Source organism: Pontibacter sp. HSC-14F20 (assembly GCF_019599265.1).
Classification (GTDB): domain Bacteria; phylum Bacteroidota; class Bacteroidia; order Cytophagales; family Hymenobacteraceae; genus Pontibacter.
Genome location: NZ_JAHZTC010000032.1, coordinates 1 through 22108 on the forward strand (window position 1 = coordinate 1; position 22108 = coordinate 22108).

Below are 22108 nucleotides of genomic sequence, written 5' to 3' on the forward strand. Positions count from 1 at the left end.
AGTGCAAAGGTCTACAAATTTTCCCAACCTGCAAGCACCCTGTGTTAACTTTAGCCTCTGATACCAGGTGGTTTCGTCTAACTTGCTGAAAAGCACAGCAAATCATTTTCAAAAAACTTTCGGGTTTTGTCGCTTCTTAGCAATACAGGCTATTTAACCTCCATTGCTAAGAGCTTGTTTGTTTTCAGAGCTTTCAATTGCTCCAAAGTATAGGTTGTTTGGTCAGTTTCAGCATAAGGAGATTGCTTGTTACAATCTGTAGGATTCCCCTATGCCGGACGCCTCAGTTTCCCGTGCGCTAGATAGGAACAGCGTTTTCCCCTTTAATAGTTTCTTCGCTGGGTAATTTTTTCATTTTTTATTTCTTCCACATGGCAGGTATAGGCTCGCTCTTATGTCTGCTTCTCTTCTAAAAAGGAAAAAGCCCTCTCTTTTAGAAAGGGCTTTTGTTCTCAATAATTCTGTGTTTACGTTTATGCTGATTTAGGCCGCTTATATAAAGGTACTGTACTGCATGGTTCGCCATACATCAGACTACTCACTACAGGTGATAGTTTTCGCATGATCTCTACATAAGCATAAGTAGGTACAGGTATACTGCCGCATCCTTTGATCACAACTTTACCATCCCGATATTCTTCCGGGTCTATTTTGGCAATCGCTTCCTGCATCAGCGCTTGTTCCAGTGCTTCCAGATCGCCGAACACATAATAGTTAGCGTGCGCCTGTAGCTTTGTAGCCAGTAGCATATAAGCCCAGGTCGGTACGATGGCATCAACAGAACAGATGATGGCGACATTTTTCCCGGCATAAGCCGACCAGTCGTGTTCTTTCACAAAAGCTCTGAAATCCTTTTCGCGCAGAATCAGGCCCTGGAACAGATTGTCTTTTATATCATATACTACACGCTCACCCGGATGAAGCAGCTCTTCCAGGTTTAGCGTCACGAGTGCGCTTTGCGCTACTTTGTTTATTATATCTGACATTGTTATAGCTTATTTAAGCGTGTTCTTACTCGGACTTGTTATATAAACATCTTTCAGGTAGAAGGGTTCATAATAGGCCACATCTTCAAAAGCCTGCTGTTCGTACTTCACCATTGCCAGCTGCCCGATCGGTTTGGCAGATGGTTGTATACTATCTATAAACAACGCATTCGCATTTCCTTCCTGTAGCTTTTTAAACTTAAAGGCACCATTGCCAAAGAAAATGATCGGTTGTCGGGCTGATTGTTCCTGAAAGCTTTGCTCATCTAACACCATTGGCGTGACAGGCATTTGCTCTTCCAGCCTGGAGCTGAGCAGACAGGTATAGACTTCCATACGGCGGGCATCCATCATGGGGCAGAACAGGTAGTCCTGCGCATTAGGCACACTGTCTATTGCTTGCTTCGCTAATCCATATAAAGTAGACACTTCCAGCAACGGAATATCAAGAGAATAACAAAGGCCTTTGGCGGTAGAGCTCCCAATACGCAAACCGGTATAGGAACCGGGTCCTCCCGAAACAGCCACAGCGCTCAGGTCATGCAAGGTATAGCCACAGTTCTCAACCAATTGCGAAATCATGACCGTGATATGGGAAGAATGAGACTTTTCGATCTGCAGCTCCGATGCACCCAGTAAATCCGCTCCTTTATATAAGGCAACAGAACATACGTTAGACGAAGTTTCGAGCGCGAGCAGTAGTGGCATACTTTATACTTATAATAAATGATATGACAAAAGTACGGCCGAAAGACCAAGAAACAAAAAAGGTGATACCAGACCGGCATCACCCTTTTGCTTATACCTTGTTTTCTTATTTCACTTTCAGGTATGATGCATACTCTTGCTGATTGCTTAGCACACGCATAGCCATCAGAATATCCGGATCGTCATCGAACGAAGACTCGATGTAGCCTTTCTGCAAATAGTAACGAGAAGCGATTTCCGCCTCCAGCATTTCTTGTATCTCGGTACGGAAGCGCATCAGGTCATTCGACTTATTATGGGATACCTTTTTCTTAATGGCGTCTAGCTCCAGCTTAATGTCATCCAGATGCTTGCCGTCCTTGGCCTGCTCCGTCAGTTGTTCCAGTTCGCGCTCTACTTTGGTTGTGTAGTTCACATCTTTGTTATCCAGGAAAGCGATGAACTTCTGGTAGTCGGCATCCGTCAACTTAAACTGCTTGGCTGAAGGTATAGTCGGGTTTTCTGCTCTATATTTATTGGCGTACTCAAAGAAGTAACCCTTAGTCGCTATCGTTCTGGCAATTTCAGAGTAAGCCTTGCGGGTAACTTCCACATCCGGGCTAACGCCACCGCCATCATACACGATGCGACCTCCAGCTGTTTTGTGGGCTACTTTTAGCGAATCCGGAATTTTGCCGGCGCTACCGTCTTCGTTGCGGTGCTTGTAATCGATGGCCTGTATACTGCGACCACTCGGAATGTAGTATTTGGCAGTTGTTACTTTCAGCTGTGAGTTATACGAAAGCGGACGTGTTGCCTGCACCAAGCCTTTGCCGAAAGTGCGCTCCCCTACCAGCACCGCTCTGTCATAGTCCTGCATTACACCGGCCACGATCTCAGAGGCCGAGGCACTGCGCGAACTAGTCAAAATCACCATCGGAACCTCCTTATCCAATGGTTCATCCAGCGCTTTGTAAGTTTTGTTCCACTCCTTTACCTTGCCCTTGGTACTTACAATGTCTCTGCCCTTGTCCACAAATAGGTTGGAGATGTTCACCGCTTCGTGCAGCAAGCCACCCGGATTGTCGCGCAGATCGAAAATAATCTTCTTAGCTCCCTGCTCTTTTAGTTTCTGAACGGCAGTTCTTACTTCTTTAGAAGCGTCCACTGTAAAGCCTGACAGCTGGAAGTAGCCGATTTCGTTATCAATCATGCCATAGTAAGGCACGTTATCGACCATAATATTGGCGCGGGTAAGTTCTACTGTTCGTGATTTGCTCTGTCCGTAGCTGCGCACTTCAAGTTTAACAATAGAATTGGCCTGCCCCTTCAGCAGTTTACTCACTTCGGAGGTAGTCTTACTGGAAACGTTTACCCCGTCTATTTTAGTGATCTCATCGCCAATAACCAAGCCTGCCTTGTGCGCAGGGGAATTCTCGTAAGGCATCTGCACCACAATTTTATTGTCGCGGCTACCAATGAGCGCCCCTATACCGCCATACTGACCAGTGGTCATGGTGCGGAAATCTTCAATATCGTCTTCGGGAATGTAGTTGGTATAGGGGTCGAGCGACTTGAGCATCGCGTCTATACCTGTGCGTACCAGTTTGGAAGGCGGCACTTCGTCTACATAATAGGTATTTACTTCTTTGAAAAGCGTGGCAAAAACATCGAGGTTTTTGGCTATTTCGAAATAGCGCTCCGACTCTGACTTAAAAGAGAAGAGGGTCAGCGCTAAGCTGCCGGCGAGGATGCCAGCTAGTAACTTCTTGTACATAGAATTTCAGGTTTAGGGGCGGGGTAAGACTATCTAGTCAAACAACGTTCCAAACCGGAAATTAGTTTTTTTTGGATTGTATCAAAGGATTTTTTTTCCTTGCCGATGTAAATAATGGCAAGGAGGCCGGGAGCCTGCCCCTGATGTTGGGTAAGAAAGTGCTTGTTAAGGCGGTAAGCTTCACGTATCTGGCGCTTCAGGCGGTTGCGATCGACGGCACGCTTGTAGTTGCGCTTCGAAACGGAAATAACCAACTGCGTACCTTCGGAAAGAGGTGCTTCAGGTGTGTGGTATACAAACCTGAGCGGATACAAATTAAAAGAAGAACCCTTGCTAAACAGCAGCGAGATGAGTCGCTTACTGCACAAGCGTTCTTCTTTCGAATATGTATAAGAAATCTGCTGCTCTGCTGGCTTGTTGTTAGCTGGATCCATACGCGTGACGGCTCCGGGCTGAGCAAAGCACAACCAGATTACTAAGCTTTGTGTCTTCTTTCGTCAGAAACAGAAAGTCTCTTTCTGCCTTTAGCTCTTCTGCTAGCTAATACTCTTCTTCCGTTAGCGGTTTCCATTCTTGATCTGAAACCGTGCTTATTTCTTCTTTTTCTCTGCGAAGGCTGGAATGTTCTTTTCATCGGATGCCAATGGTTTTATTATGGCCTGCAAAATTAGGGAAGCTTTTCTAAAATAGCAATCCCACTTCTCATATTATTTCAAAAAATACAGAAAAAATCGGCTGCACACCCCTTTGTACTATTTTTAACGCGTAGCTATACCTGGAGCGGAGCCTTATCTGAGGGCTCTATACCTGGGTTAAATGCAGATTATCTTAATTTTACACCGAACGCTATACCTTCCCGCAACTATGATCCGACACCACCTCTCCTATACCAATCCGCTGACACACTTCCTGGATATCACCATCACTATACCTGATAACAGCCAACAGGAGCTATACCTGCAACTGCCCGCTTGGCGACCGGGGCGCTACGAATTGCAGCATTTTGCCCAGAAGCTACGCGGTGTTACGGCCAGTGCCAATGGCGTGGCTATACCTGTGCGCAAGGTGACCAAAGACCGCTGGATCGTAGAGACTGGTGGCGCGGAAAATATTGAGATTCTCTATAGCTTTTATGCCCGCCAGATGGATGGCGGCGGCTCCTGGCTCGATGAAGAACAGCTATACCTGAACGGCATCAACTGCCTGATGGCCGTGGAGGACCGCACGCACGAACCACAGCAACTTCAGCTCGCTATACCTGACAACTGGCAGATCGCCTGCGGACTGCCTGAAATTGAACGCCATACCTTGCTGGCCGATAACTATGATCTGTTGGTGGACTCCCCATTCATTGCCAGCGCTTCACTAAAAAAGGAGACTTACACCGTAGCCGGTATACCGTTCCACGTCTGGCTGCAGGGCGATTGCCGGCCGGATTGGGACCGGATCAAAAAAGACTTTGAGGCTTTCACAAAGGAGCAGTTGGAGGTGTTTGGTGATTTTCCGGTGCAGGATTACCATTACCTGAACGAGATTCTCCCCTACCGCTTTTATCACGGGGTAGAGCATGTCAACTCAACTGTCATCACACTTGGTCCTGGCGAATTGCTGATGACACCAGCTTTATACAAGGAGTTTCTGGGCGTGAGTTCGCATGAGCTTTTCCACACGTGGAACGTCAAACAGATCCGACCAAAGGAAATGCTGCCATACGACTTTACCGGCGAGAATTATTTCCGGACAGGCTATGTGGCGGAAGGTATAACGACTTACTACGGCGACTACATACTGGCCCGCTCGGAGGTGTTCACGGCGGCGCAGTATTTTGATGAGCTCAATACCACATTGCAACGCTACTTTGCAGACCGCAGCCGCGACCACATGTCTGTCGCCGACTCGTCGTTTGACCTCTGGCTGGATGGCTACAAACCAGGTATACCTGATCGCAAAGTGTCTATCTACATCAAAGGAGCCCTGACTGCCCTGCTGCTCGACCTGCAACTGCGCCATGCCACCGGCAATCAGGAAAGTCTGGACACGGTGATGCGCCATCTTTGGGAAGACTTTGGGAAGCGCGGCATTGGGTATACTGAAGATGATTACAAGCAATTGGTACTCCGTGTCGGCGGCGTTGAGTTTGAGGATTATTTTGACAGGTATATCAACGGCACTGCTCCGATCGAAAATGCTTTGGATAAAGCTCTTGCCTATATAGGTTGTACCCTACGCACAGAAGAAAATGCTTTGCTCTATGAAAGAATCTTCGGATTTAAGATAGTCGCTGATGCGCAAGCGACTAAAGTAACCGCTATCGCTCCTGACTCGCCTGCCAGTGCTGTGTTAAGTATAGACGACGAGTTGATGGCAGTGAACGGGCGAAAGATTGAACAGAACCTACAAGCTTTATTAGCGGATATGGACCTGAGCCAAGATATAGAACTGACGCTATTCAGAAAAAAGCAACTGCGTCAAGTCAGGCTGCAACCGAGCCAGCAGACTTACTACACCAGGTATAGCATCGCCAAAAGAATGGAAGCGACAGACGCCGAAAAGCAAAACTTCAAGCTGTGGCTGAAGCAGGAGTTTTAGTTGAAGAGCAGTTTGAGGTAGAATGATGGCTGCTTGAGTCGCTCGCGCAGGTCCAGGTCGGTAAACATGCAGGAGATCGTTTCGGCAAGAGCCTGATTTTTTGATGCTTTGCTTGCCACCTGATTGAACAGCCAGGGGTAGTCCAGTAGTTGCTGCATTCGGCGGCTCAGCTTAAGCTCCTTCCAGAGTCGATTGTATACTGCTTTGTCGTAGCCCTGCATGAAGCCGGCGGAGAAATTTTGCTGCTGCAGGCAGAGTTCGGCCTGCGTAGCCGCCCAGCGACCACTGATCATGGCATTGCTGATACCTTCTCCTGTAAAAGGGTCGATCAATGAGGCCGCGTCACCGACCAGCATGTAGTTGTCGCCCGAGATCACGCGCTTTTTGGAGCCCAGCGGTAGGCCATACCCTTTAATATCACCCATCAGTTCAGCACCAGCGAAGCGCTGTTTAAGCTCAGGATGCGTTTCGATCATGCGAAGCATCTCCTTTTTCAGGTTAATCTTTTTTTGGCTCACGGTCTCGCTCAGCATCCCTACACCCACGTTGGCATAACCGCCCGGCAGTGGGAAGATCCAGAAGTAACCCGGCAGAAAATCTTTGAGAAAGTGCAGTTCAATAAAATTATCCTTGTCGAGCCCCGCCACATTTTTGTAGTAAGCCCTGAGGCCGGCGCAGTAGTGCTCAGGTACCTGTTTTATACCTGCCTCGTGCCGCGCAAAGGCAGAATGCGCTCCGTTGGCGGCAATCAGCAGACGGGCACTGAACCGGTGTTCGCCGCTTTTGTCGGTCAATAAGAACCCCTGCTCGTTCCTCTCCACTTTCGCAATGTCTATACCTTCGAGTAAAGTGATCTCGGGCCGCTGCTTCACCTGCTCGATCAGGAAGTTGTCGAAGTCAATCCGTTTGGAAATGTAGCCGGAAGGAACGTCTTGTGCCGCATCGTAATCAGGCTTGAAAGGCACGCTGAGCTTGTGACCGGCCGGCGAGATGAAATGAATTCCCCAGGATGGCAACTGTTCTTCCTGTTGACTTAGCAAGGGGGGCAAATCCGGAGAAATGCGTTTCAGTTCATTGACTACTTTGCCGCTCAGGGCATCGCCGCATACCTTGTCTCTGGGAAAAATGGCTTTATCAAGCAGCACACAAGGGATGCCCTTGTTGGCCAGGTGCAGAGCTGCCGAGGCACCGCCCGGTCCGGCGCCCAGTATACAAATGTCGTGTTGCTGCATAAAATCCTTCTGGTGGAAGAAGCTAAAAATAAACAGCAAAAATGAGTCTGTTGCTATACCTGCCGCAAAAGGACATAAAAAAAGGAAAGCCCTTGGGCCTTCCTCTCATTTTCATAGTCTTATTTTGCATTCCTGACGCACTCACTAATAGTAAGGGGTGCTTTCGCTACCATTCGCCAGGTTAGATTGAATTACCGTATGGCTACTTCTTGTCGTAAGGCATGTTGTTACCGCCTTTTGCCAGGTTTCGGTTTGGGTTTTGCACTTTGGTATCGTCTGCATTCAATGCGTTCTGGTTCGGCTGAGAATCAACATTCCCCATTGGTTTGCTCGTATCTTCTCCTTTTGGGTTATTCTTTTTCAGCTCGTCCAGTGTTTTTTTATTTTCGTTTTTCAAGCTCATTTTCGTCAGTTTTAAGGTAATCTATACTTAAGTCTTACCTCTTATACCTGTACTTTGTTACAATTTAGTGCAAATCAGGCCACTGGCTATACCTGCCAGAAAACAAAAAAGGGAAGCTTTCGCCTCCCTTCTCCGGAATATACAAATTCCTTATACTTAAGACAATACTGTGTCAAAAGCCACCAGGTTCACAAACTGCTGCACGCGGCTGTCGATTTCCTGCTGGTCTAATTTCTTCAATCTTTCAGTGCCAAATTTTTCTACGCAGAACGAGGCCATGGCTGAACCGTGGATGATCGCACGCTTCATATTCTCGAAACTGATGTCGCCTGTAGCGGCAATGTAGCCGATGAAACCACCTGCAAATGTGTCGCCGGCTCCGGTTGGGTCAAACACTTCCTCGAGCGGCAGGGCTGGCGCGAAGAATACTTTTTCTTCGTGGAACAATAGGGCGCCGTGCTCTCCTTTTTTGATGATCAGGAATTTTGGTCCCATTGCCATGATTTTGCGGGCAGCTTTTACCAAAGAGTACTCACCGCTCAGTTGGCGTGCTTCTTCGTCGTTGATCGACAGCACGTCTACCCTACCGATCGTTTTCTGAAGCTCTTCCATGGCAATGTCCATCCAGAAGTTCATGGTGTCCATCACGATCAGCTTCGGACGGTTGGTGAGGCGCTCCAACACCGTGCGCTGCACCTGTGGCGCCAGGTTACCCAGCATCAGGTACTCGCAGTTCTGGTAAGCTTCCGGGATGATGGGATCGAAATCACTCAGTACATTCAGTTCCGTTACCAGTGTTTCGCGACTGTTCATGTCGTTGAAGTAGCGGCCAGACCAGAAGAAAGACTTTTCGTTCTCCTTCACCTGCACGCCTTCGGTGCTGATGTTGCGCTGGTGCATCAGGCTGATGTGGTCCTGGTCGAAATCACCACCCACTACTGATACCACATTCACGGGCTTCACAAAATAAGAAGCCGAAAGTGAAATATATGTGGCAGCACCGCCAACGATCTTGTCTGTTTTTCCGAAAGGAGTTTCCAGCGCGTCAAACGCCATCGAACCTACTACTACTAAGCTCATATTTTTGAATTGTTGATTGTTAAATGATTAAATTGTTAAATGGATTTTGGCTTATACCTACTGCTAGTCAACAATTTAACAGCTTTACCATTTAACAATGCAATATAAACAAAAAAGCCCTTGAAGGTTTGCTTCAAGGGCTTCGGGTGGAAGATGGGTCTCGAACCCACGACCCCCAGAATCACAATCTGGTGCTCTAACCAACTGAGCTACAACCACCGTGTCTCGTTTAGAGAATGCAAATATACGTGTCGTTTTCTTATTTACAATACGCAGAACGCATTTTTTTAAAGAAAATACTTATCTCGTTGTGTCTTTTAGACTTACACTTTAGCTCTTGCAAGGTATTGCAATTTACTTATTCAACTTCGTGCCACACCAAGGGCAGAAATTGATGACAACCATCGTAGCGCTCCCATTGTGCACAGGTATACCATAAAAGCCTTCGTCCCATTTGTTGATAATCACCTCCGGGTCATCATACCTGATCTCCCCTTCCGAATCCAGGCTTTCGCAAACCTTGTCAGCCATCATCAGGCAACAGTAGTTCTTATAGTCAAAGCCTTTGCTCTTCAGTTTATCAGTAATGGCCCAGTTGTAGCACGCTTCGTCTTCATGAATGGCCTCCTCATAGGACTCGTACTCCTCCGATTGCAGCACTTCCTCTAACAGCTCTTTCCCGAAAAAACGGGCATGCAGTTCTTTGAATTGCTCTAGCTCCATATCTTGATGCTTATACCTGTTAAACAGTCCATTTCTTTCATCCTTTTTCCCATCTCAGACTACCGCATGATATCAGTATCGACAGGTGTATAGCCCAGATGCCTGCTCAACGAGAGAATCTGGCCTTGGTGGTGGTACTCGTGTGTGATTACATGCGTGAACAGTTTGAATGGGTTGGCCTTCGTGCTTACATCGTTGATTGTTACCTTCAGATTCGTCAGGTAGCTGCGACTAAAATGCGTCACGAACTCCCCCACTAACTTATCTACATCATGGAAAAGCTGTCGGGTTTCTTCAACATTTTTGACAGCATCGTAGGAAGTAAAAACCATCTCCTTTTGTAGCGCCTGCTGCCCGATCCAGAACTCGTAAGTATTGGCGATGTGCACCAGCAAGCTCCGGATGCTTCCTCTCCCAAACGAGCTGTTTTCCTTGCAAAAATCTGCCGCAGACAGGGAATTACAGTATTGCAGAAGCACTTCTCTGGATCCCCTTACCCAACTATACTGCAAAGACATGACACTTTCCATACCTAGACCTTTCTGGTTCTACCGTGCAACTATCTGTCAAATAACAGCCGTTCGCCTTTCTTGCTTTCGTCAAAGGCGCCATTTTCAAAAGCGAGGTGACCGGAAACGAAGGTATGGGTGATGGTGCTGTTGAAGGTATGGCCCTCAAAAGGCGACCAATTGCACTTGTAGTAGGTGTTCTCTTTGGTCACGGTATAAGGCTTGTTCAGATCCACCAGCACCAGGTCAGCCCAGTAGCTTTCGCGGAGGTAGCCGCGCTCGCGCACATTGAAGAGAATAGCTGGCGCATGCGCCATTTTCTCCACCACTTTCTCGATCGTCAGCTTACCTTGTTTGACAAACTCGAGCATCATCTGCACCGAGTGCTGCACCAGCGGCACACCTGATGGGGCCTGCTTGTACTTGCCCTGCTTCTCGTCCCAGGTATGTGGGGCGTGGTCGGTGGCGATCACGTCGAGCTTATCTTCGAGCAAACCTTGTAGTAGGCCTTCTTTGTGGCGATGCTCTTTTACGGCCGGGTTGCACTTGATCAGGGTGCCGAACTTGTCATAGTCTTCTTTGTCGAACCAGAGGTGGTGCACGCATACCTCAGCGGTGATGCGCTTCTGCTCGAGCGGAATGTCGTTGCGGAACAGCTTCAGTTCTTCTTCCGTGGAAATGTGCAGGATGTGCAGGCGGGTGTTGTGCTTCTCGGCCAGCTTCACTGCCAGGAAAGATGACTTGAAACACGCCGTCTCGTTGCGGATTTCGGGGTGGCACTTAATAGGTATATCCTCGCCGTACTTCTCTTCATAGATGGCCATGTTGTCGCGGATTGTCTGCTCGTCTTCGCAGTGCACGGCTATCGGCAGCCTGGCCTTAGCGAAAATCTGCTCCAGCGTCTCCTCGTTGTCTACGAGCATGTTTCCCGTGGAAGAACCCATGAAAATCTTGATGCCGCAAACGGTGTTAGGGTTGGTGAGCAGCACCTCGGCCAGGTTGTCGTTGGTGGCGCCCATATAGAAGGAATAGTTTGCCAGCGAGGTCTCGGCCGCGATCTTATACTTATCTTCGAGCAACTCCTGCGTTACAGTGTTGGGTACCGTGTTAGGCATCTCCATAAACGAAGTCGTGCCGCCTGCCACAGCCGCTCTTGCTTCAGTCTCGATGCTGGCTTTGCGCGTAAGTCCCGGCTCGCGGAAGTGTACCTGGTCGTCGATGGCGCCGGGCAACAGGTATAGGCCGGTAGCGTCGATGGTCTGGTCAGCTTCGGCGGCTATACCTTGCCCGATTTGGGCAATGCGACCTTCTTTCACCAGCACATCGGCGGTGGTAGTGCTTCCTTCGTTTACAAGCTGTGCGTTCTTTATCAGGATAGATTTCATGCTGCTAAGGTATGTGCTCAACAAAGTTAACACACATTAGCAAAGTTTCCTGCACAAAAAGGCCCTGATTGCTATACCTTAAATGAAAAGCTATACCTGCCGCTATTCGGGCTGCATCAGTTTGCCGATGAAGAGAATGGCTCCCGAGGATTTCTCCCGGATCATGAAAACAAAAGGCCGGTCAATGCGCACAGAGGGGGGCAATGAGGTGAGCATTATACCGGTGGAGGTGGCCGCTGCTGCTTCCGTACCTTCTTCGTTCACTTCTACAAAAGTCTTGTGCTTTACTTCGGAGATCGCCAGGTTAGAACCGCCTTCTACCATCCGGCTAAAGTTGGCTCCACCATTAAAAGCAACGCCCATACCCAGCTGGCTCAGCATGTCTTTCAGCTCTTTGCTGTACTCGAGTTTGAACTTGGGCATGTAGAGTTCGTAAGTCGTTTCCTTCGCATCTGCCAGTAAAGTTGCCAGTCGGGCCGCATCGAGTTCCTGCACCACGTCCTGCACCGTGCGGTCACGGCCGGGCACCAGAATCGTCATGCTGTATTGCCGGTTGCCGTAGGGCAGGTCGATTAGTTGCAGGCGGTCATCCTGGTAGTGCAGGTATTTGCCGTCTTTCATCGCCATAAAGTCAGGCGTAACGGTATTGCCGCTCTCCAGTTGGAAAGGGCCCGGCTGAGTCAGCTTTTTATCGAAAGGAAAGGTCCAGGTGCCTTTAAAATAAATGGCATTGATCAGGAACAGGATATGCTCGCGCCGCACCTCGTCCACGATCGTCTCAATTTTGCCATTGGTTTTACTCTTCACCCAGTTGTTCATCTGGTCTTTGGCGGCCGGAGAGGAAAAATCGAGCCCCTGTACTGTCGCGTCGTAGTAGGTTTGATTTGTTTTGATGAAAGGTGCCTGCAATTTATACTCATTGCTGTGCCACATGGAGTTGGCAGAAGTGAATACCACCTGCTTGTCTATACCTTTCAGCAACGCGTCGAGGTCCCTGAAGGATTTGTTGATCTCTTCGTCGGTTGGCAGTGTAAAGCCGAGTGCTTTGCGCATGGCTTCTTTCGTTTCGCCATCGGCCCCGTTGTAGGCCATTCCCAGCGACATGCTGATGCTCAATGGAGAGATGAAAACATTCTCCGGCCCTTCTGCCTCACTCAATTGCGCAAAAGCCCGGAAAGCAAAGTCGTTGGAACTCGCCACTGTCTTTTCTTCCTGTGCCGTTAGCGGACGGGTGTTTGGCGAGTTATCTGCCAGCTCTTTTTTACAACCAGAAAAAAAACTCACCGCCACAAGGGCTATACCTGAGAGAAACACACTTTTACTCATGAGTAACATTGGGGTAAAATAAAGTTCTATACCTGAAAGACCCGGATTGTAGCGGGATGGTTGCATGGGGTTAATTCTGGTACTTCAACCCAGGAAAACACTGCGGCCCCACAGCCCCGCCACCGTACTCCAGCACGACCCTATCAGTATAGAGCACATAAGTATAGCCATCATTATAAGTAGCAACTAAACTGTCAGGTATGGGTTGATCGAACAAGTTGTAGAAATACATGCCCATACCGCTTCGTTGAAAGCCTATGTTAAAAGGTGAACTGTTGGTTACAGAAATGCAGTCGGCCTCATCTAACTTTAGTTTTAAAGTTTTCAGTGTTTCCTGTGACCAACCTAGCGATGCAATCATAGAGTCAACTTTTGGAGATTTAATCTTCAGATCCCAGTTACTATTCTGTATTGATTTGCCCGTTAGTGAATCTTTAGACAGGATGTGAAAAATTCCTAACTCCCTGTTTCCATCAAACTCAATCTTTACAGTTTTATTGGCAGGAACTATAGATTCATAGTAAGCTTTAAGGTTTTTTATTTCGGCAGTTCTGGATTCGTAATGCTCGATCAGGTCTTGCCTATTGTAATCCCTATCAAAAACTCCGAACGCATACAAAACTGCAATGACGTAGCCAACAAAAGAAAGGAAGCCTATACCTGCGATAATAAACACCCACTTGAGTATCTTTTTGAACATACTTTGATCTGATAAGCACCATTGGTATCAAAAATCAAGGTACTACTATTCATCAACAACTCCTCTCTCTTTATCCCGCTCCCGCAAATTTCCCGTACCTTTGCATATTAACACCAAACACAAGTACCACAAACATGGCAGAAGAAGCGGAGAAAGAAATAAGCACGTTCGAGGATTTTAAGCTGAACCGACAGCTGCTCAACGCCATTGAAGAGGCAGGCTACGAAAAGCCAACGCCTATCCAGCTCAAAGCTATACCTGTGATCATGGGCGGGCACGATGTGATGGGCATTGCCCAGACCGGCACGGGTAAGACAGCGGCCTTCCTGCTGCCAATCCTGATGAAAGTGAAGTATGCCCAGGGTACCAACCCGCGCGCAATCATACTGGCCCCTACCCGCGAACTGGCTATGCAGATTGAGGAGCACATTACCTTGCTGGCCAAATATACCGACCTTCGTCATACTGTTATCTACGGTGGACTGGGACCCAAAACTCAGATCGAGATCCTCAGCAAAGGCATCGACATACTGGTAGCCACACCCAAACGCCTGATGGAGCTATACCTGAAAGGCGACCTTATATTAAAAGAAGTAAAGACGCTGGTGCTCGATGAGGCTGACAAAATGATGGACATGGGCTTTATGCCGCAGATCCGTCAGCTCTTGGAAGTGTTGCCACGCAAGCGCCAGAACCTGCTCTTCTCAGCTACCATGCACCCCAAGGTGGTAGAATTATCTGAGGAGTTTCTGGAGTTCCCGACCCGCATTGAGGTCACGCCGCAGGCTACGCCGGTAGAGACGGTGAGTCAGGTGCTGTACCAGGTGCCGAACCTTCGCACCAAAATCGCGATGCTCGAGCATCTGATCCGTGACAAGGAAACATTCAACCGCGTGATCATCTTTACCCGAAGCAAGAAAAACGCTGAGAACGTGGCCAAGTTTCTGGACCGTCGTGAGTACGGCGAGGTTCGTGCTATACATGGTAACAAAGGCCAGAATACCCGCATTAACTCCATGGAGGCTTTTAAAGGTGGTGAAGTCCGTTTCCTGGTAGCAACCGACGTCGCCTCTAGAGGTATAGACGTAACCATGGTGAGCCATGTGATCAATTTCGATGTGCCGTTTGTGTACGAGGATTATGTGCACCGCATTGGCCGTACGGGTCGTGCCGAGAATGTGGGAGCAGCGATCACTTTTGCGAACCCGGCCGAAATGTACCACATCCGCAAGATCGAGAAGCTGATCCGGATGCAGATACCGGAGGAGCCGATGCCGGCGGAAGTAAAAATTCACGATATTACGTTTGAGGAGCAGCAGGCCATTGCCCGCGACATCGACCACCAGAAGCGCAGCGACAACCCGGACTTTAAAGGCGCCTTCCACGAAAAGAAAGCTATACCTAAGAAGCGACCGGAAAGCAAGCGCGACCCGAGAGCCTCATTCTGGCAGAAGACAAAAAAGAAGAAAAAATAAGTGAGAACACCCTGTCTGATACGGCGGGGTGTTTTTATTTACAGGTATAGCAGCGCCATTTCCTCAAAGCGGTAGACCAGCGCGGTCAGAATAAAGCTCCATATAGTGCCACTCCAGAGCATATGCAGGAAAATCTTGCGGCGCGGCGCACCAAACACGGCAGCTACCACGGTGCCGAAAACCGGCGAAAGCAAAATCGGCGTGAAGAAAGCGACGCCCACCACTCCAAAGTTGCGCCAGATCCGGATAATGCGTCGGCTCCTGCGACTGAAAACAGGTTTTTGACGGTCGCGTCGGTAGGCTGCATACCATTTGGAGGCCTGCCGCCCAATATAAGAAAACACCAGCACGCTGGTCATCATCCCTAAAACCGTCAGGAAAACTGTTTCGAGGTAAGACAGCCCCAGCGATACACCCGCCAAAGGCCCGCCAATGAACTTGACCGTGCTCACCAGGTATACCGACATGTATTTGAGAAGTTCCTCCACTAGCCCTCCTGCACGCTGATGCGAATTTAAGTATAGACAGGCTCTAAGCGCCCAGATTCATTTTCATTTGATACAGGTCGATCCCTTTTGTCCAGAAATCCTGCTCCACTTTCTCCAGTTCAAAGCCCAGCTTCTGATAAAACGGATACACAAACTGACTCGTGCGTACCTGCAGCCATTGCATACCGGGCTTTTCCTTCAGCTTAGAAATACGAAACAAGGTCAGCTCCCGCCCTATACCTTCGCCCTGAAACGCAGGATGGATCAGATCCCAGGACAGCCTGGCCCAGGTATAGCCATCGAAATAATTGATACCGCCTGCACCCACTACCTGCCCCTCCTGCTCTACCACAAAATAGTCTTCGCGGCGCTCTTGCAGGTATAGCACAAAGTCGGCTTCCTCGTCGGGTGCAAAATAAGTTGGCGTGTTGAGCCGCAAAATCTGCAGCAGCGCCTCCTGGTCAGCCGTGATATAAAGCCTGATCATAATTGGCAGGTATAGCTATACCTTCGGACCGAAAGCCAGATCGCCGGCATCGCCGAGACCGGGCACGATGTAGAAATTCTCGTTCAGGCTTTCGTCCATAGCGCCGAGCCAGATGTGTGCTTCCGGCACCTCTTGCTGCACATACGCGATACCTTCCGGCGAGGCAATGGCAGCTGCAAAATGTACCTGCACCGGCTTGCCGTGGCGCAGCATTCCTTTATAAGACTTCACAAGCGAACGGCCAGTAGCCAGCATCGGGTCCGCCAGAATCAGAATTTTGTCGTGCAGGTCGGTTGAGGCCAAATATTCCATGTTGATCTGCAGCTCCGTGTTTTGCTCCTCCACCCGATAGGCTCCCACAAACGTGCTGTAAGCTTTATCAAAGTAGTTGAGCATACCGTTGTAGAGCGGTAATCCGGCCCTTAAGATAGTGGCCAGCACTGGTTGTGCCGTCAGCAACTCAGTTTGGGTAGTCGACAGTGGCGTCACAATGTTGCGGGTTTCGTAAGGCAGCGTTTTGGAAATCTCGTAGGCCAGCAGTTCACCCAGTCGCTCCAGGTTACGGCGGAAGCGCAGGCTGTCGTGCTGCACCGAAACGTCGCGCAGTTCGGCTACAAAATGGTTGGCTAGCGATGGGGTTGCGGTGAGGATGTGCAGGTTATCGTTTTGCATGGCTATGGCTGTTTTGATAGGCTAAAGATACAGTCTTTCGGTCGTGTGGCAATCTCTGGGGATCAAAAACGTTAAACCGGGCAAGTGCTATACCTGTATAAGACTGAGCTATACCTGCTTTCATCGGTCGGCATCATGCAATTTCATGTGTTTTTGTTAATATTGTAACTTCTAAATAAGTACCTTACAAATCGCTTTCCCCTGATTAGAACTTTCTTTTTATGAGAAATATACTTGCCGCTATGGCACTTAGTCTGCTGGCTATACCTGCCGTGCAGGCGCAGGACGTGTACGTGCCTTACGACCGCGACACTTACCACCTGATAGACCGCTACCAGATCAAACTGGGAACAAAAGTGCCGGAGATGCATACCAGTGTGCGTCCGATCGGTCGCCGCGACGTAGCTGCTTTGGCCGAAGCTGCCACAGGCGAGCCGCGCTCCAACGCCGACATGTTCAACATCCAGTACCTGCTCAACGACAACTGGAACTACACCACGCAGGCCAACGACAATAACAGCGAGCGCCCGATCTTCAACACCTTTTACCGCAACAAAACCGACCTGTATCACTACGATTCGGAAGATTTTACTTTGCGCGTGAATCCGGTGCTTCACCTGGAACTAGGCCATGACGACCAAAGCGACGGCATGCGCTACGTCAACACCAGAGGTATACAGATCGAGGGCAGCATCGACGATCGCTTTGGTTTCTATACCTTCATTGGCGAGAACCAGGCGAAGTTTGCCGACTATGTGGTGGACCGCATCCAGCGCGATGGCGTGGTGCCGCACGAAGGTCTTTGGAAGACTTTTAAGAAAGATGGCTACGATTTCCTGACAGCAAGGGGGTACATGAACTACTCGCTATCGAAGCACGTGGAGATACAGCTGGGCCACGACCGTCACTTTATCGGCGACGGCTACCGCTCACTCGTTTACTCCGACTACGCACCACCGGCTTTCTTCCTAAAGCTGAACACCCGCGTTTGGAAACTACACTACATGAACCTTTTCCAGGAGCTGACTGCTGACTACCGCAGACGTAGCGGCGGCGACCGACTGCTTCCTAAAAAGTACATGGCCCTGCACCGCCTGGGTGTCAACATTACCGACAACTTAAATGTGGGCTTGTTTGAGCAGATCATCTTCGGGCGTGAGAAAGGCAAGTTTGAACTGCAGTATCTCAACCCGATCATTTTTTACCGCAGCGTGGAGCACAACCTGGGCAGCCAGGACAACGCCATGCTGGGCCTTGATTTCCGCTGGAATCTCTTCAACACAGCGCAGCTTTACGGTCAGTTAGTGCTCGACGAGTTTGTGCTGAACGAGGTAAAATCGGGCGAAGGCTGGTGGGCCAACAAGCAGGCTGCCCAGGTTGGTGCAAAATACATTGATGCCTTCGGCCTTTCCAATTTAGACCTGCAGGGCGAGGTGAACATTATCCGCCCCTATACCTACCAGCACCGCGACGGCAGCTCCAATTATCAGCACAACCGCCAGCCGCTGGCCCACCCGATGGGCGCCAACCTATACGAGTTTGTAGGTATAGCCCGCTACCAGCCGCTGCCTCGTCTTCATTTGGTAGGCAAAGCCATCGCTACCCGATTCGGTCAGGATGAGATCTCAGCAGAAGGCGACACCATCAACTGGGGAAACAACGTGAACCTGGATTATAACTCAAGGCCGTTTAACTATGGTCACGAGATTGCCCAAGGTATACGTACCAACCAACTGCACCTCGACCTGACGGCTACTTACCAGTTCAAGCACAACTTGTTCGTGGACCTGAAAGGGATCATCCGCCGCACCGATGCTGAGGTGAGTTCATTGAGCAAAAACACTGTGTTTTCCTCAGTGGCGCTGCGCTGGAACATCGCCCAACGACTACACGAGTTTTAACAGGTAGGTATAACCATACCTGGAGCGGGGAGTCTTTAGAAATGAAGGTTCCCCGTTTTCGTTTTAGAAGCGCGTCATACATACCTGTTCTAATTTACTTATCTTTGCAGCGGCTGCGTGTACGGCAGGTATGGCGTGGTCAGAAATATTGTAATTCACTAATAATTAAAAACTTCCGGCAAGCTACTCGTGCATTACGGGCAGCAGACGGCGCAGCCGCCTATACCTGCAACAGGTCAGGATGGCCTCCATTAACATGAAGACTTACCTCCGGATACTGCAGTTTGCAAAGCCCTATAGTCGCTTTGTGCCGCTTTATACTATTTATACCGTGCTGGGCATTATTTTCGGCCTGCTCAACTTCACGCTCCTCATTCCGCTGCTCAGCGTGCTTTTTGGCACGGTAGGCGCAGACGATGCCGCCGCTATGGTGACCACCAAGCCTGAATTCAGTTTCTCACTTGAGTATTTCAAAGACTTCTTCAACTACCATTTCGGACAGGTGATACTGGAAAAAGGCAGGCAGGGTGCTTTGCTGTTCGTCTGTATTATCATTGTATGCTCCGTTTTCCTTTCGAACCTCTTCAAATACCTCGCACTGAGAGTAGTAGGAGCATTACGGGCACATGTAGTCAAGAAGATTCGCCATGCCACCTATGAGCGTGTGACACAGCTGCACATGGGCTATTTCAGCAACGAGCGCAAAGGCGATTTGATGACCCGTATGACGGTAGATATTCAGGAAGTAGAAAACTCTGTGGTCAACACGATGACTGTGGTGATCAGGGAGCCCATTTCTATTATCGCCTTCTTTGTCGTGCTGTTCACCATGTCCGTTAAACTGACGCTTTTCACGCTGATTCTTCTTCCGCTCTCAGGTATACTCATTGCAGGTATAGCCAAGCGTCTGAAGCGGGCCGCGCAGCAAGGCCAGGAATCGCTGAGCTTTATCCTGACGATCATAGACGAAACGTTGAGCGGCATACGGGTGATCAAAGCTTTTAATGCCGAGCCATACATTATGGACAAGTTCAACCAGCAAAACGACCGCTATGCTCACCTGCAGCGCTCCATTGCCAACAAGCGCGACCTGGCCTCTCCTTTTTCGGAGTTTATGGGCGTGACAGTGGTGGCCGGCCTGCTTTGGTTTGGTGGCAACCTGGTGCTTAATCAGCAATCTGAGCTGAAAGCAGAAGAATTTATCACCTACATTGTGCTCTTCTCGCAGGTGCTTGTGCCAGCCAAGGCCATGTCGGCGGCTTTCAGTAACATACAGCGCGGCCTGGTTTCCGGCGACCGTATTCTGAAAGTGATCGATACTGAACCGCAGGTAACGGACAAGCCGGATGCGAAAGTATTGCCGGAGTTCCGTCACGAAATCGATTTCCGGGATGTGAATTTCAGTTATGGCGATCACACGGTGCTGCAGAACATCAACTTCAGTATAGAAAAAGGAAAAACAGTGGCCTTAGTCGGACCGTCAGGAGGTGGCAAGTCTACGCTGGCCGACCTGATTCCGCGCTTCTACGACCCGACGGCGGGCAGCATCCTGATCGATGGCCACGACATCCGGGATTATACCTCAGTTTCGGTGCGCGACAAGATAGGTGTGGTAACGCAGGAGTCCATCCTTTTCAATGATACGATCTTCAATAACATCGCCTTCAACAAAACCGACGCAACGGAGGAGGAAGTGATGGCAGCAGCCAAAATTGCCAATGCCCACGAGTTTATTGTAAAAACACCGGAAGGTTACCAGACTCTCATCGGTGATCGGGGTAGCCGTTTGTCGGGTGGACAGCGCCAGCGCCTGAGCATTGCCAGAGCCATTCTGCAGAACCCGCCTATCCTGATTCTGGACGAGGCCACTTCGGCGCTGGATACCGAATCGGAGAAACTGGTGCAGGAAGCGTTAACTAATTTGATGAAAAACAGAACGTCCGTTGTGATCGCGCACAGGCTGAGCACCATCCAGCATGCCGACGAGATTGTAGTTTTACAACAAGGCAGCATTGTGGAGCGTGGCACGCACGAAGACCTGCTGCAACAGGGCGGATTGTACGCAAAACTTACACAAATGCAACTGGTATCATAAAAGCATTTGACGCTTTTGTGTTACTAACCATTGCTTTAAATTAAATATTGGCCTCAACATTTCGGTATATTCACATTTTTTTATAGTTTAGCCCGAAACAGTTTTGCACCAAAATCCAACCTTAAAGCATGAAAGAACTTAAGACACTCTCAGATGTGATCATTTTCTGCTACGCTATGTTTATAGCACTTTTGCTAACAAACCTGCTGGACCATAAAGCCATATTTGAAATTGCAACTGAAGAGCAGGCGCTCACACTTTATAAAGCACTCGGAGCACTTGGCGCCGGCCTGATGCTGGTAAAGCTATTGATCGGAAAGCTTTACATTACGTCGCTCAAATACGACAGGCACATGGCTCAGGTAAAAATCAACGAGCTGAAAGCCGATCTGTATGAGCGCAAACAGGAATACAGAAGCAACAGCTACAAAGAATCTGTCCGTATGGAGATGGCTGTAGCGAGCAACTAATACTATACATGACCCAAACCATACTTCAGGAGCTGCAGGAAGCGCAACAGACGCTCCACAATTTTATAGCTGACCCTAATAATATTGTTGCCATTGAGAAAGCTGCAGCTGCCATGGCCGATGCCATAGCAGCTGGTGGCAAAATTTTGTCGTGCGGCAACGGTGGCTCCATGTGCGATGCCATGCACTTTGCCGAGGAACTGACAGGCCGTTACCGCGAAAACCGCCAGGCTATACCTGCCATCTCTATTTCTGACGTGAGCCACATGAGCTGCGTGGGCAACGACTACGGCTACGATCATGTATTTTCCCGCTACATCGAAGCACTGGGCAACAAAGGCGACGTGTTGCTGGCCATCAGCACCAGCGGTAACTCCGCTAACGTGCTCAAAGCAGCCGCAGCAGCCAAAGCCAAAGGTATGACCGTAGTTGGCCTCACCGGCAAAGACGGCGGCAAACTGGCTGCCTTCTGCGACGTAGAAGTGCGCGTTCCACACCAAGGCTACGCCGATCGCGTCCAGGAAATCCACATCAAAGTCATCCATATCCTGATTCTGCTGATCGAGAAGCGGATTTGTGGGTAAGGTATTAAGGTATAGGTATAACTTGCTGACAACCGCTTACACGAGCGGAGTCACGCCAAAACCCGCAGCGTCTCTCATACCTGCGAGTGTTTAGTGTTAACTACGCAGGTATAGTTTGAGTACTCCCATTGATTTGCCGTACCCTGCGAATTACCTCCCCTAGCCGCTCCTTTTGTAGAGGACACCCTACCCCTTCAAAGGGGGACTTTTCAGCTGAGACCATCCCCTAGGTATAGCTTCGTATCAATGTCCACTGACAGGTATAGCAAGATTAACTTGCCCCTGAAGCTACGAAGCAAATCACAGTAGCAATGTGCACTTTACGACGCTCCACTGTTGGGGGTGAAGGGGTCCCCCTGTCAAGAGCGTTCAGCGAGTGGGGGTAGGGGCCCTCGATTTGGAGCGTCTTGATTTTTTTGCTTACTGGGGGTAGGGGGCACTACTGTTCGAAACCTTGTCAAGTGACGAATTTTTCCATTTTGGCAGGGTCCCCTCCGCAGAGCAGCACGATCTGTCTGACTATTTCCACGTCCAATTCC

Annotated in this window: 22 protein-coding genes and 1 tRNA gene; 6 read left to right on the forward strand and 17 right to left on the reverse strand. The window is 49.3% G+C overall.

All coding sequences use genetic code 11. From position 1 onward, the window contains the following. Positions 1-473 precede the first annotated feature (473 nt). The 5 genes from K3G39_RS19940 to rpmH form a co-directional block, all read right to left on the reverse strand. Positions 474-986 carry a DUF2480 family protein gene (locus tag K3G39_RS19940; RefSeq protein WP_220627937.1) on the reverse strand — a complete coding sequence of 171 codons (513 nt, stop codon included), beginning with the start codon at positions 984-986 and terminating at the stop codon, positions 474-476. 9 nt (positions 987-995) lie between these two features. After that, the gene (gene tsaB, locus K3G39_RS19945) at positions 996-1694 is read right to left on the reverse strand and encodes a tRNA (adenosine(37)-N6)-threonylcarbamoyltransferase complex dimerization subunit type 1 TsaB (RefSeq protein WP_220627938.1); all 699 of its coding nucleotides are present in this window, start codon (positions 1692-1694) and stop codon (positions 996-998) included. A 106-nt stretch (positions 1695-1800) separates the two neighbouring features. Further along, positions 1801-3450 (reverse strand): S41 family peptidase, encoded by a 1650-nt coding sequence (locus K3G39_RS19950; protein ID WP_220627939.1) that lies wholly within the window; start codon positions 3448-3450, stop codon positions 1801-1803. Positions 3451-3479: 29 nt separating this feature from the next. Next, on the reverse strand, positions 3480-3884 hold the full coding sequence (gene rnpA, locus K3G39_RS19955; protein WP_255594557.1) for a ribonuclease P protein component: 405 nt from the start codon (positions 3882-3884) through the stop codon (positions 3480-3482). 41 nt (positions 3885-3925) lie between these two features. After that, entirely contained in the window at positions 3926-4084 is a 159-nt protein-coding gene (gene rpmH / locus K3G39_RS19960) for a 50S ribosomal protein L34 (RefSeq protein WP_220627940.1), read from the reverse strand. Between the two features lie 230 nt (positions 4085-4314). Here rpmH and K3G39_RS19965 point away from each other — a divergent pair, with 230 nt between their 5' ends. After that, positions 4315-6039 (forward strand): M61 family metallopeptidase, encoded by a 1725-nt coding sequence (locus K3G39_RS19965; RefSeq protein WP_220627941.1) that lies wholly within the window; start codon positions 4315-4317, stop codon positions 6037-6039. Here K3G39_RS19965 and K3G39_RS19970 read toward each other — a convergent pair. The 9 genes from K3G39_RS19970 to K3G39_RS20010 all read right to left on the reverse strand — a co-directional run bounded on the left by K3G39_RS19970 (position 6036) and on the right by K3G39_RS20010 (position 13397). Then, the gene (locus K3G39_RS19970) at positions 6036-7310 is read right to left on the reverse strand and encodes an NAD(P)/FAD-dependent oxidoreductase (protein WP_255594559.1); all 1275 of its coding nucleotides are present in this window, start codon (positions 7308-7310) and stop codon (positions 6036-6038) included. The genes K3G39_RS19965 and K3G39_RS19970 overlap by 4 nt on opposite strands. 163 nt (positions 7311-7473) lie before the next feature. Continuing rightward, positions 7474-7674, reverse strand: a complete 201-nt coding sequence (locus K3G39_RS19975; RefSeq protein ID WP_220627942.1) for a hypothetical protein — start codon at positions 7672-7674, stop codon at positions 7474-7476. Positions 7675-7830: 156 nt separating this feature from the next. Then, positions 7831-8754 (reverse strand): PfkB family carbohydrate kinase, encoded by a 924-nt coding sequence (locus K3G39_RS19980; protein ID WP_220627943.1) that lies wholly within the window; start codon positions 8752-8754, stop codon positions 7831-7833. A 144-nt stretch (positions 8755-8898) separates the two neighbouring features. Next, positions 8899-8974 (reverse strand) — tRNA-His (locus tag K3G39_RS19985). Between the two features lie 134 nt (positions 8975-9108). Next, on the reverse strand, positions 9109-9477 hold the full coding sequence (locus tag K3G39_RS19990; protein ID WP_220627944.1) for a hypothetical protein: 369 nt from the start codon (positions 9475-9477) through the stop codon (positions 9109-9111). A gap of 59 nt (positions 9478-9536) precedes the next feature. Continuing rightward, positions 9537-10007, reverse strand: a complete 471-nt coding sequence (locus K3G39_RS19995) for a DinB family protein (RefSeq protein ID WP_220627945.1) — start codon at positions 10005-10007, stop codon at positions 9537-9539. Between the two features lie 29 nt (positions 10008-10036). Continuing rightward, positions 10037-11371, reverse strand: a complete 1335-nt coding sequence (locus K3G39_RS20000) for a dihydroorotase (protein ID WP_220627946.1) — start codon at positions 11369-11371, stop codon at positions 10037-10039. Between the two features lie 102 nt (positions 11372-11473). Next, complete coding sequence (locus K3G39_RS20005; protein ID WP_220627947.1) at positions 11474-12763, reverse strand: serpin family protein; 1290 nt, start codon at positions 12761-12763, stop codon at positions 11474-11476. Positions 12764-12767: 4 nt separating this feature from the next. After that, positions 12768-13397, reverse strand: a complete 630-nt coding sequence (locus K3G39_RS20010; protein WP_220627948.1) for a hypothetical protein — start codon at positions 13395-13397, stop codon at positions 12768-12770. Positions 13398-13531: 134 nt separating this feature from the next. Between K3G39_RS20010 and K3G39_RS20015 the strand changes: the two genes are divergently transcribed. Further along, a complete protein-coding gene (locus K3G39_RS20015; RefSeq protein ID WP_220627949.1) occupies positions 13532-14872 on the forward strand; it encodes a DEAD/DEAH box helicase in 1341 nt (446 codons plus the stop codon). A gap of 38 nt (positions 14873-14910) precedes the next feature. Here K3G39_RS20015 and K3G39_RS20020 read toward each other — a convergent pair whose 3' ends face one another. Genes K3G39_RS20020 through upp form a run of 3 tightly spaced genes read right to left on the reverse strand, consistent with a single transcriptional unit; the run spans position 14911 to position 16519 of the window. After that, the gene (locus K3G39_RS20020; RefSeq protein WP_370627292.1) at positions 14911-15360 is read right to left on the reverse strand and encodes a small multi-drug export protein; all 450 of its coding nucleotides are present in this window, start codon (positions 15358-15360) and stop codon (positions 14911-14913) included. Positions 15361-15403: 43 nt separating this feature from the next. Next, positions 15404-15847, reverse strand: a complete 444-nt coding sequence (locus tag K3G39_RS20025; RefSeq protein WP_220627950.1) for a GNAT family N-acetyltransferase — start codon at positions 15845-15847, stop codon at positions 15404-15406. Between the two features lie 15 nt (positions 15848-15862). Then, on the reverse strand, positions 15863-16519 hold the full coding sequence (gene upp, locus K3G39_RS20030; protein ID WP_220627951.1) for a uracil phosphoribosyltransferase: 657 nt from the start codon (positions 16517-16519) through the stop codon (positions 15863-15865). Positions 16520-16740: 221 nt separating this feature from the next. On the opposite strand from upp, the gene K3G39_RS20035 reads away from it, so the two are divergent. The 4 genes from K3G39_RS20035 (at position 16741) to lpcA (ending at position 21569) form a co-directional block, all read left to right on the forward strand. After that, the gene (locus K3G39_RS20035; protein WP_220627952.1) at positions 16741-18420 is read left to right on the forward strand and encodes a hypothetical protein; all 1680 of its coding nucleotides are present in this window, start codon (positions 16741-16743) and stop codon (positions 18418-18420) included. A 256-nt stretch (positions 18421-18676) separates the two neighbouring features. Further along, positions 18677-20515 (forward strand): ABC transporter ATP-binding protein, encoded by a 1839-nt coding sequence (locus tag K3G39_RS20040; protein ID WP_220627953.1) that lies wholly within the window; start codon positions 18677-18679, stop codon positions 20513-20515. Positions 20516-20643: 128 nt separating this feature from the next. Beyond that, positions 20644-20985 carry a hypothetical protein gene (locus K3G39_RS20045; RefSeq protein WP_220627954.1) on the forward strand — a complete coding sequence of 114 codons (342 nt, stop codon included), beginning with the start codon at positions 20644-20646 and terminating at the stop codon, positions 20983-20985. A gap of 8 nt (positions 20986-20993) precedes the next feature. Beyond that, positions 20994-21569 (forward strand): D-sedoheptulose 7-phosphate isomerase, encoded by a 576-nt coding sequence (gene lpcA, locus K3G39_RS20050; protein WP_220627955.1) that lies wholly within the window; start codon positions 20994-20996, stop codon positions 21567-21569. Positions 21570-22108: the final 539 nt, after the last annotated feature.

What these genes read in the sequence shown, in the direction of transcription:
- K3G39_RS19950 (WP_220627939.1), bottom strand. Translation starts at nt 3,450, where the DNA reads ATGTACAAGAAGTTACTAGCTGGCATCCTCGCCGGCAGCTTAGCGCTG.
- K3G39_RS20025 (WP_220627950.1), bottom strand. Translation starts at nt 15,847, where the DNA reads ATGATCAGGCTTTATATCACGGCTGACCAGGAGGCGCTGCTGCAGATT.
- lpcA (WP_220627955.1), top strand. Translation starts at nt 20,994, where the DNA reads ATGACCCAAACCATACTTCAGGAGCTGCAGGAAGCGCAACAGACGCTC.
- rnpA (WP_255594557.1), bottom strand. Translation starts at nt 3,884, where the DNA reads ATGGATCCAGCTAACAACAAGCCAGCAGAGCAGCAGATTTCTTATACA.
- tsaB (WP_220627938.1), bottom strand. Translation starts at nt 1,694, where the DNA reads ATGCCACTACTGCTCGCGCTCGAAACTTCGTCTAACGTATGTTCTGTT.
- rpmH (WP_220627940.1), bottom strand. Translation starts at nt 4,084, where the DNA reads ATGAAAAGAACATTCCAGCCTTCGCAGAGAAAAAGAAGAAATAAGCAC.
- K3G39_RS19990 (WP_220627944.1), bottom strand. Translation starts at nt 9,477, where the DNA reads ATGGAGCTAGAGCAATTCAAAGAACTGCATGCCCGTTTTTTCGGGAAA.
- K3G39_RS19975 (WP_220627942.1), bottom strand. Translation starts at nt 7,674, where the DNA reads ATGAGCTTGAAAAACGAAAATAAAAAAACACTGGACGAGCTGAAAAAG.
- upp (WP_220627951.1), bottom strand. Translation starts at nt 16,519, where the DNA reads ATGCAAAACGATAACCTGCACATCCTCACCGCAACCCCATCGCTAGCC.
- K3G39_RS20040 (WP_220627953.1), top strand. Translation starts at nt 18,677, where the DNA reads ATGAAGACTTACCTCCGGATACTGCAGTTTGCAAAGCCCTATAGTCGC.
- K3G39_RS20015 (WP_220627949.1), top strand. Translation starts at nt 13,532, where the DNA reads ATGGCAGAAGAAGCGGAGAAAGAAATAAGCACGTTCGAGGATTTTAAG.
- K3G39_RS20010 (WP_220627948.1), bottom strand. Translation starts at nt 13,397, where the DNA reads ATGTTCAAAAAGATACTCAAGTGGGTGTTTATTATCGCAGGTATAGGC.
- K3G39_RS20000 (WP_220627946.1), bottom strand. Translation starts at nt 11,371, where the DNA reads ATGAAATCTATCCTGATAAAGAACGCACAGCTTGTAAACGAAGGAAGC.
- K3G39_RS20005 (WP_220627947.1), bottom strand. Translation starts at nt 12,763, where the DNA reads ATGCAACCATCCCGCTACAATCCGGGTCTTTCAGGTATAGAACTTTAT.
- K3G39_RS20035 (WP_220627952.1), top strand. Translation starts at nt 16,741, where the DNA reads ATGAGAAATATACTTGCCGCTATGGCACTTAGTCTGCTGGCTATACCT.
- K3G39_RS19965 (WP_220627941.1), top strand. Translation starts at nt 4,315, where the DNA reads ATGATCCGACACCACCTCTCCTATACCAATCCGCTGACACACTTCCTG.
- K3G39_RS19980 (WP_220627943.1), bottom strand. Translation starts at nt 8,754, where the DNA reads ATGAGCTTAGTAGTAGTAGGTTCGATGGCGTTTGACGCGCTGGAAACT.
- K3G39_RS20045 (WP_220627954.1), top strand. Translation starts at nt 20,644, where the DNA reads ATGAAAGAACTTAAGACACTCTCAGATGTGATCATTTTCTGCTACGCT.
- K3G39_RS19940 (WP_220627937.1), bottom strand. Translation starts at nt 986, where the DNA reads ATGTCAGATATAATAAACAAAGTAGCGCAAAGCGCACTCGTGACGCTA.
- K3G39_RS19995 (WP_220627945.1), bottom strand. Translation starts at nt 10,007, where the DNA reads ATGGAAAGTGTCATGTCTTTGCAGTATAGTTGGGTAAGGGGATCCAGA.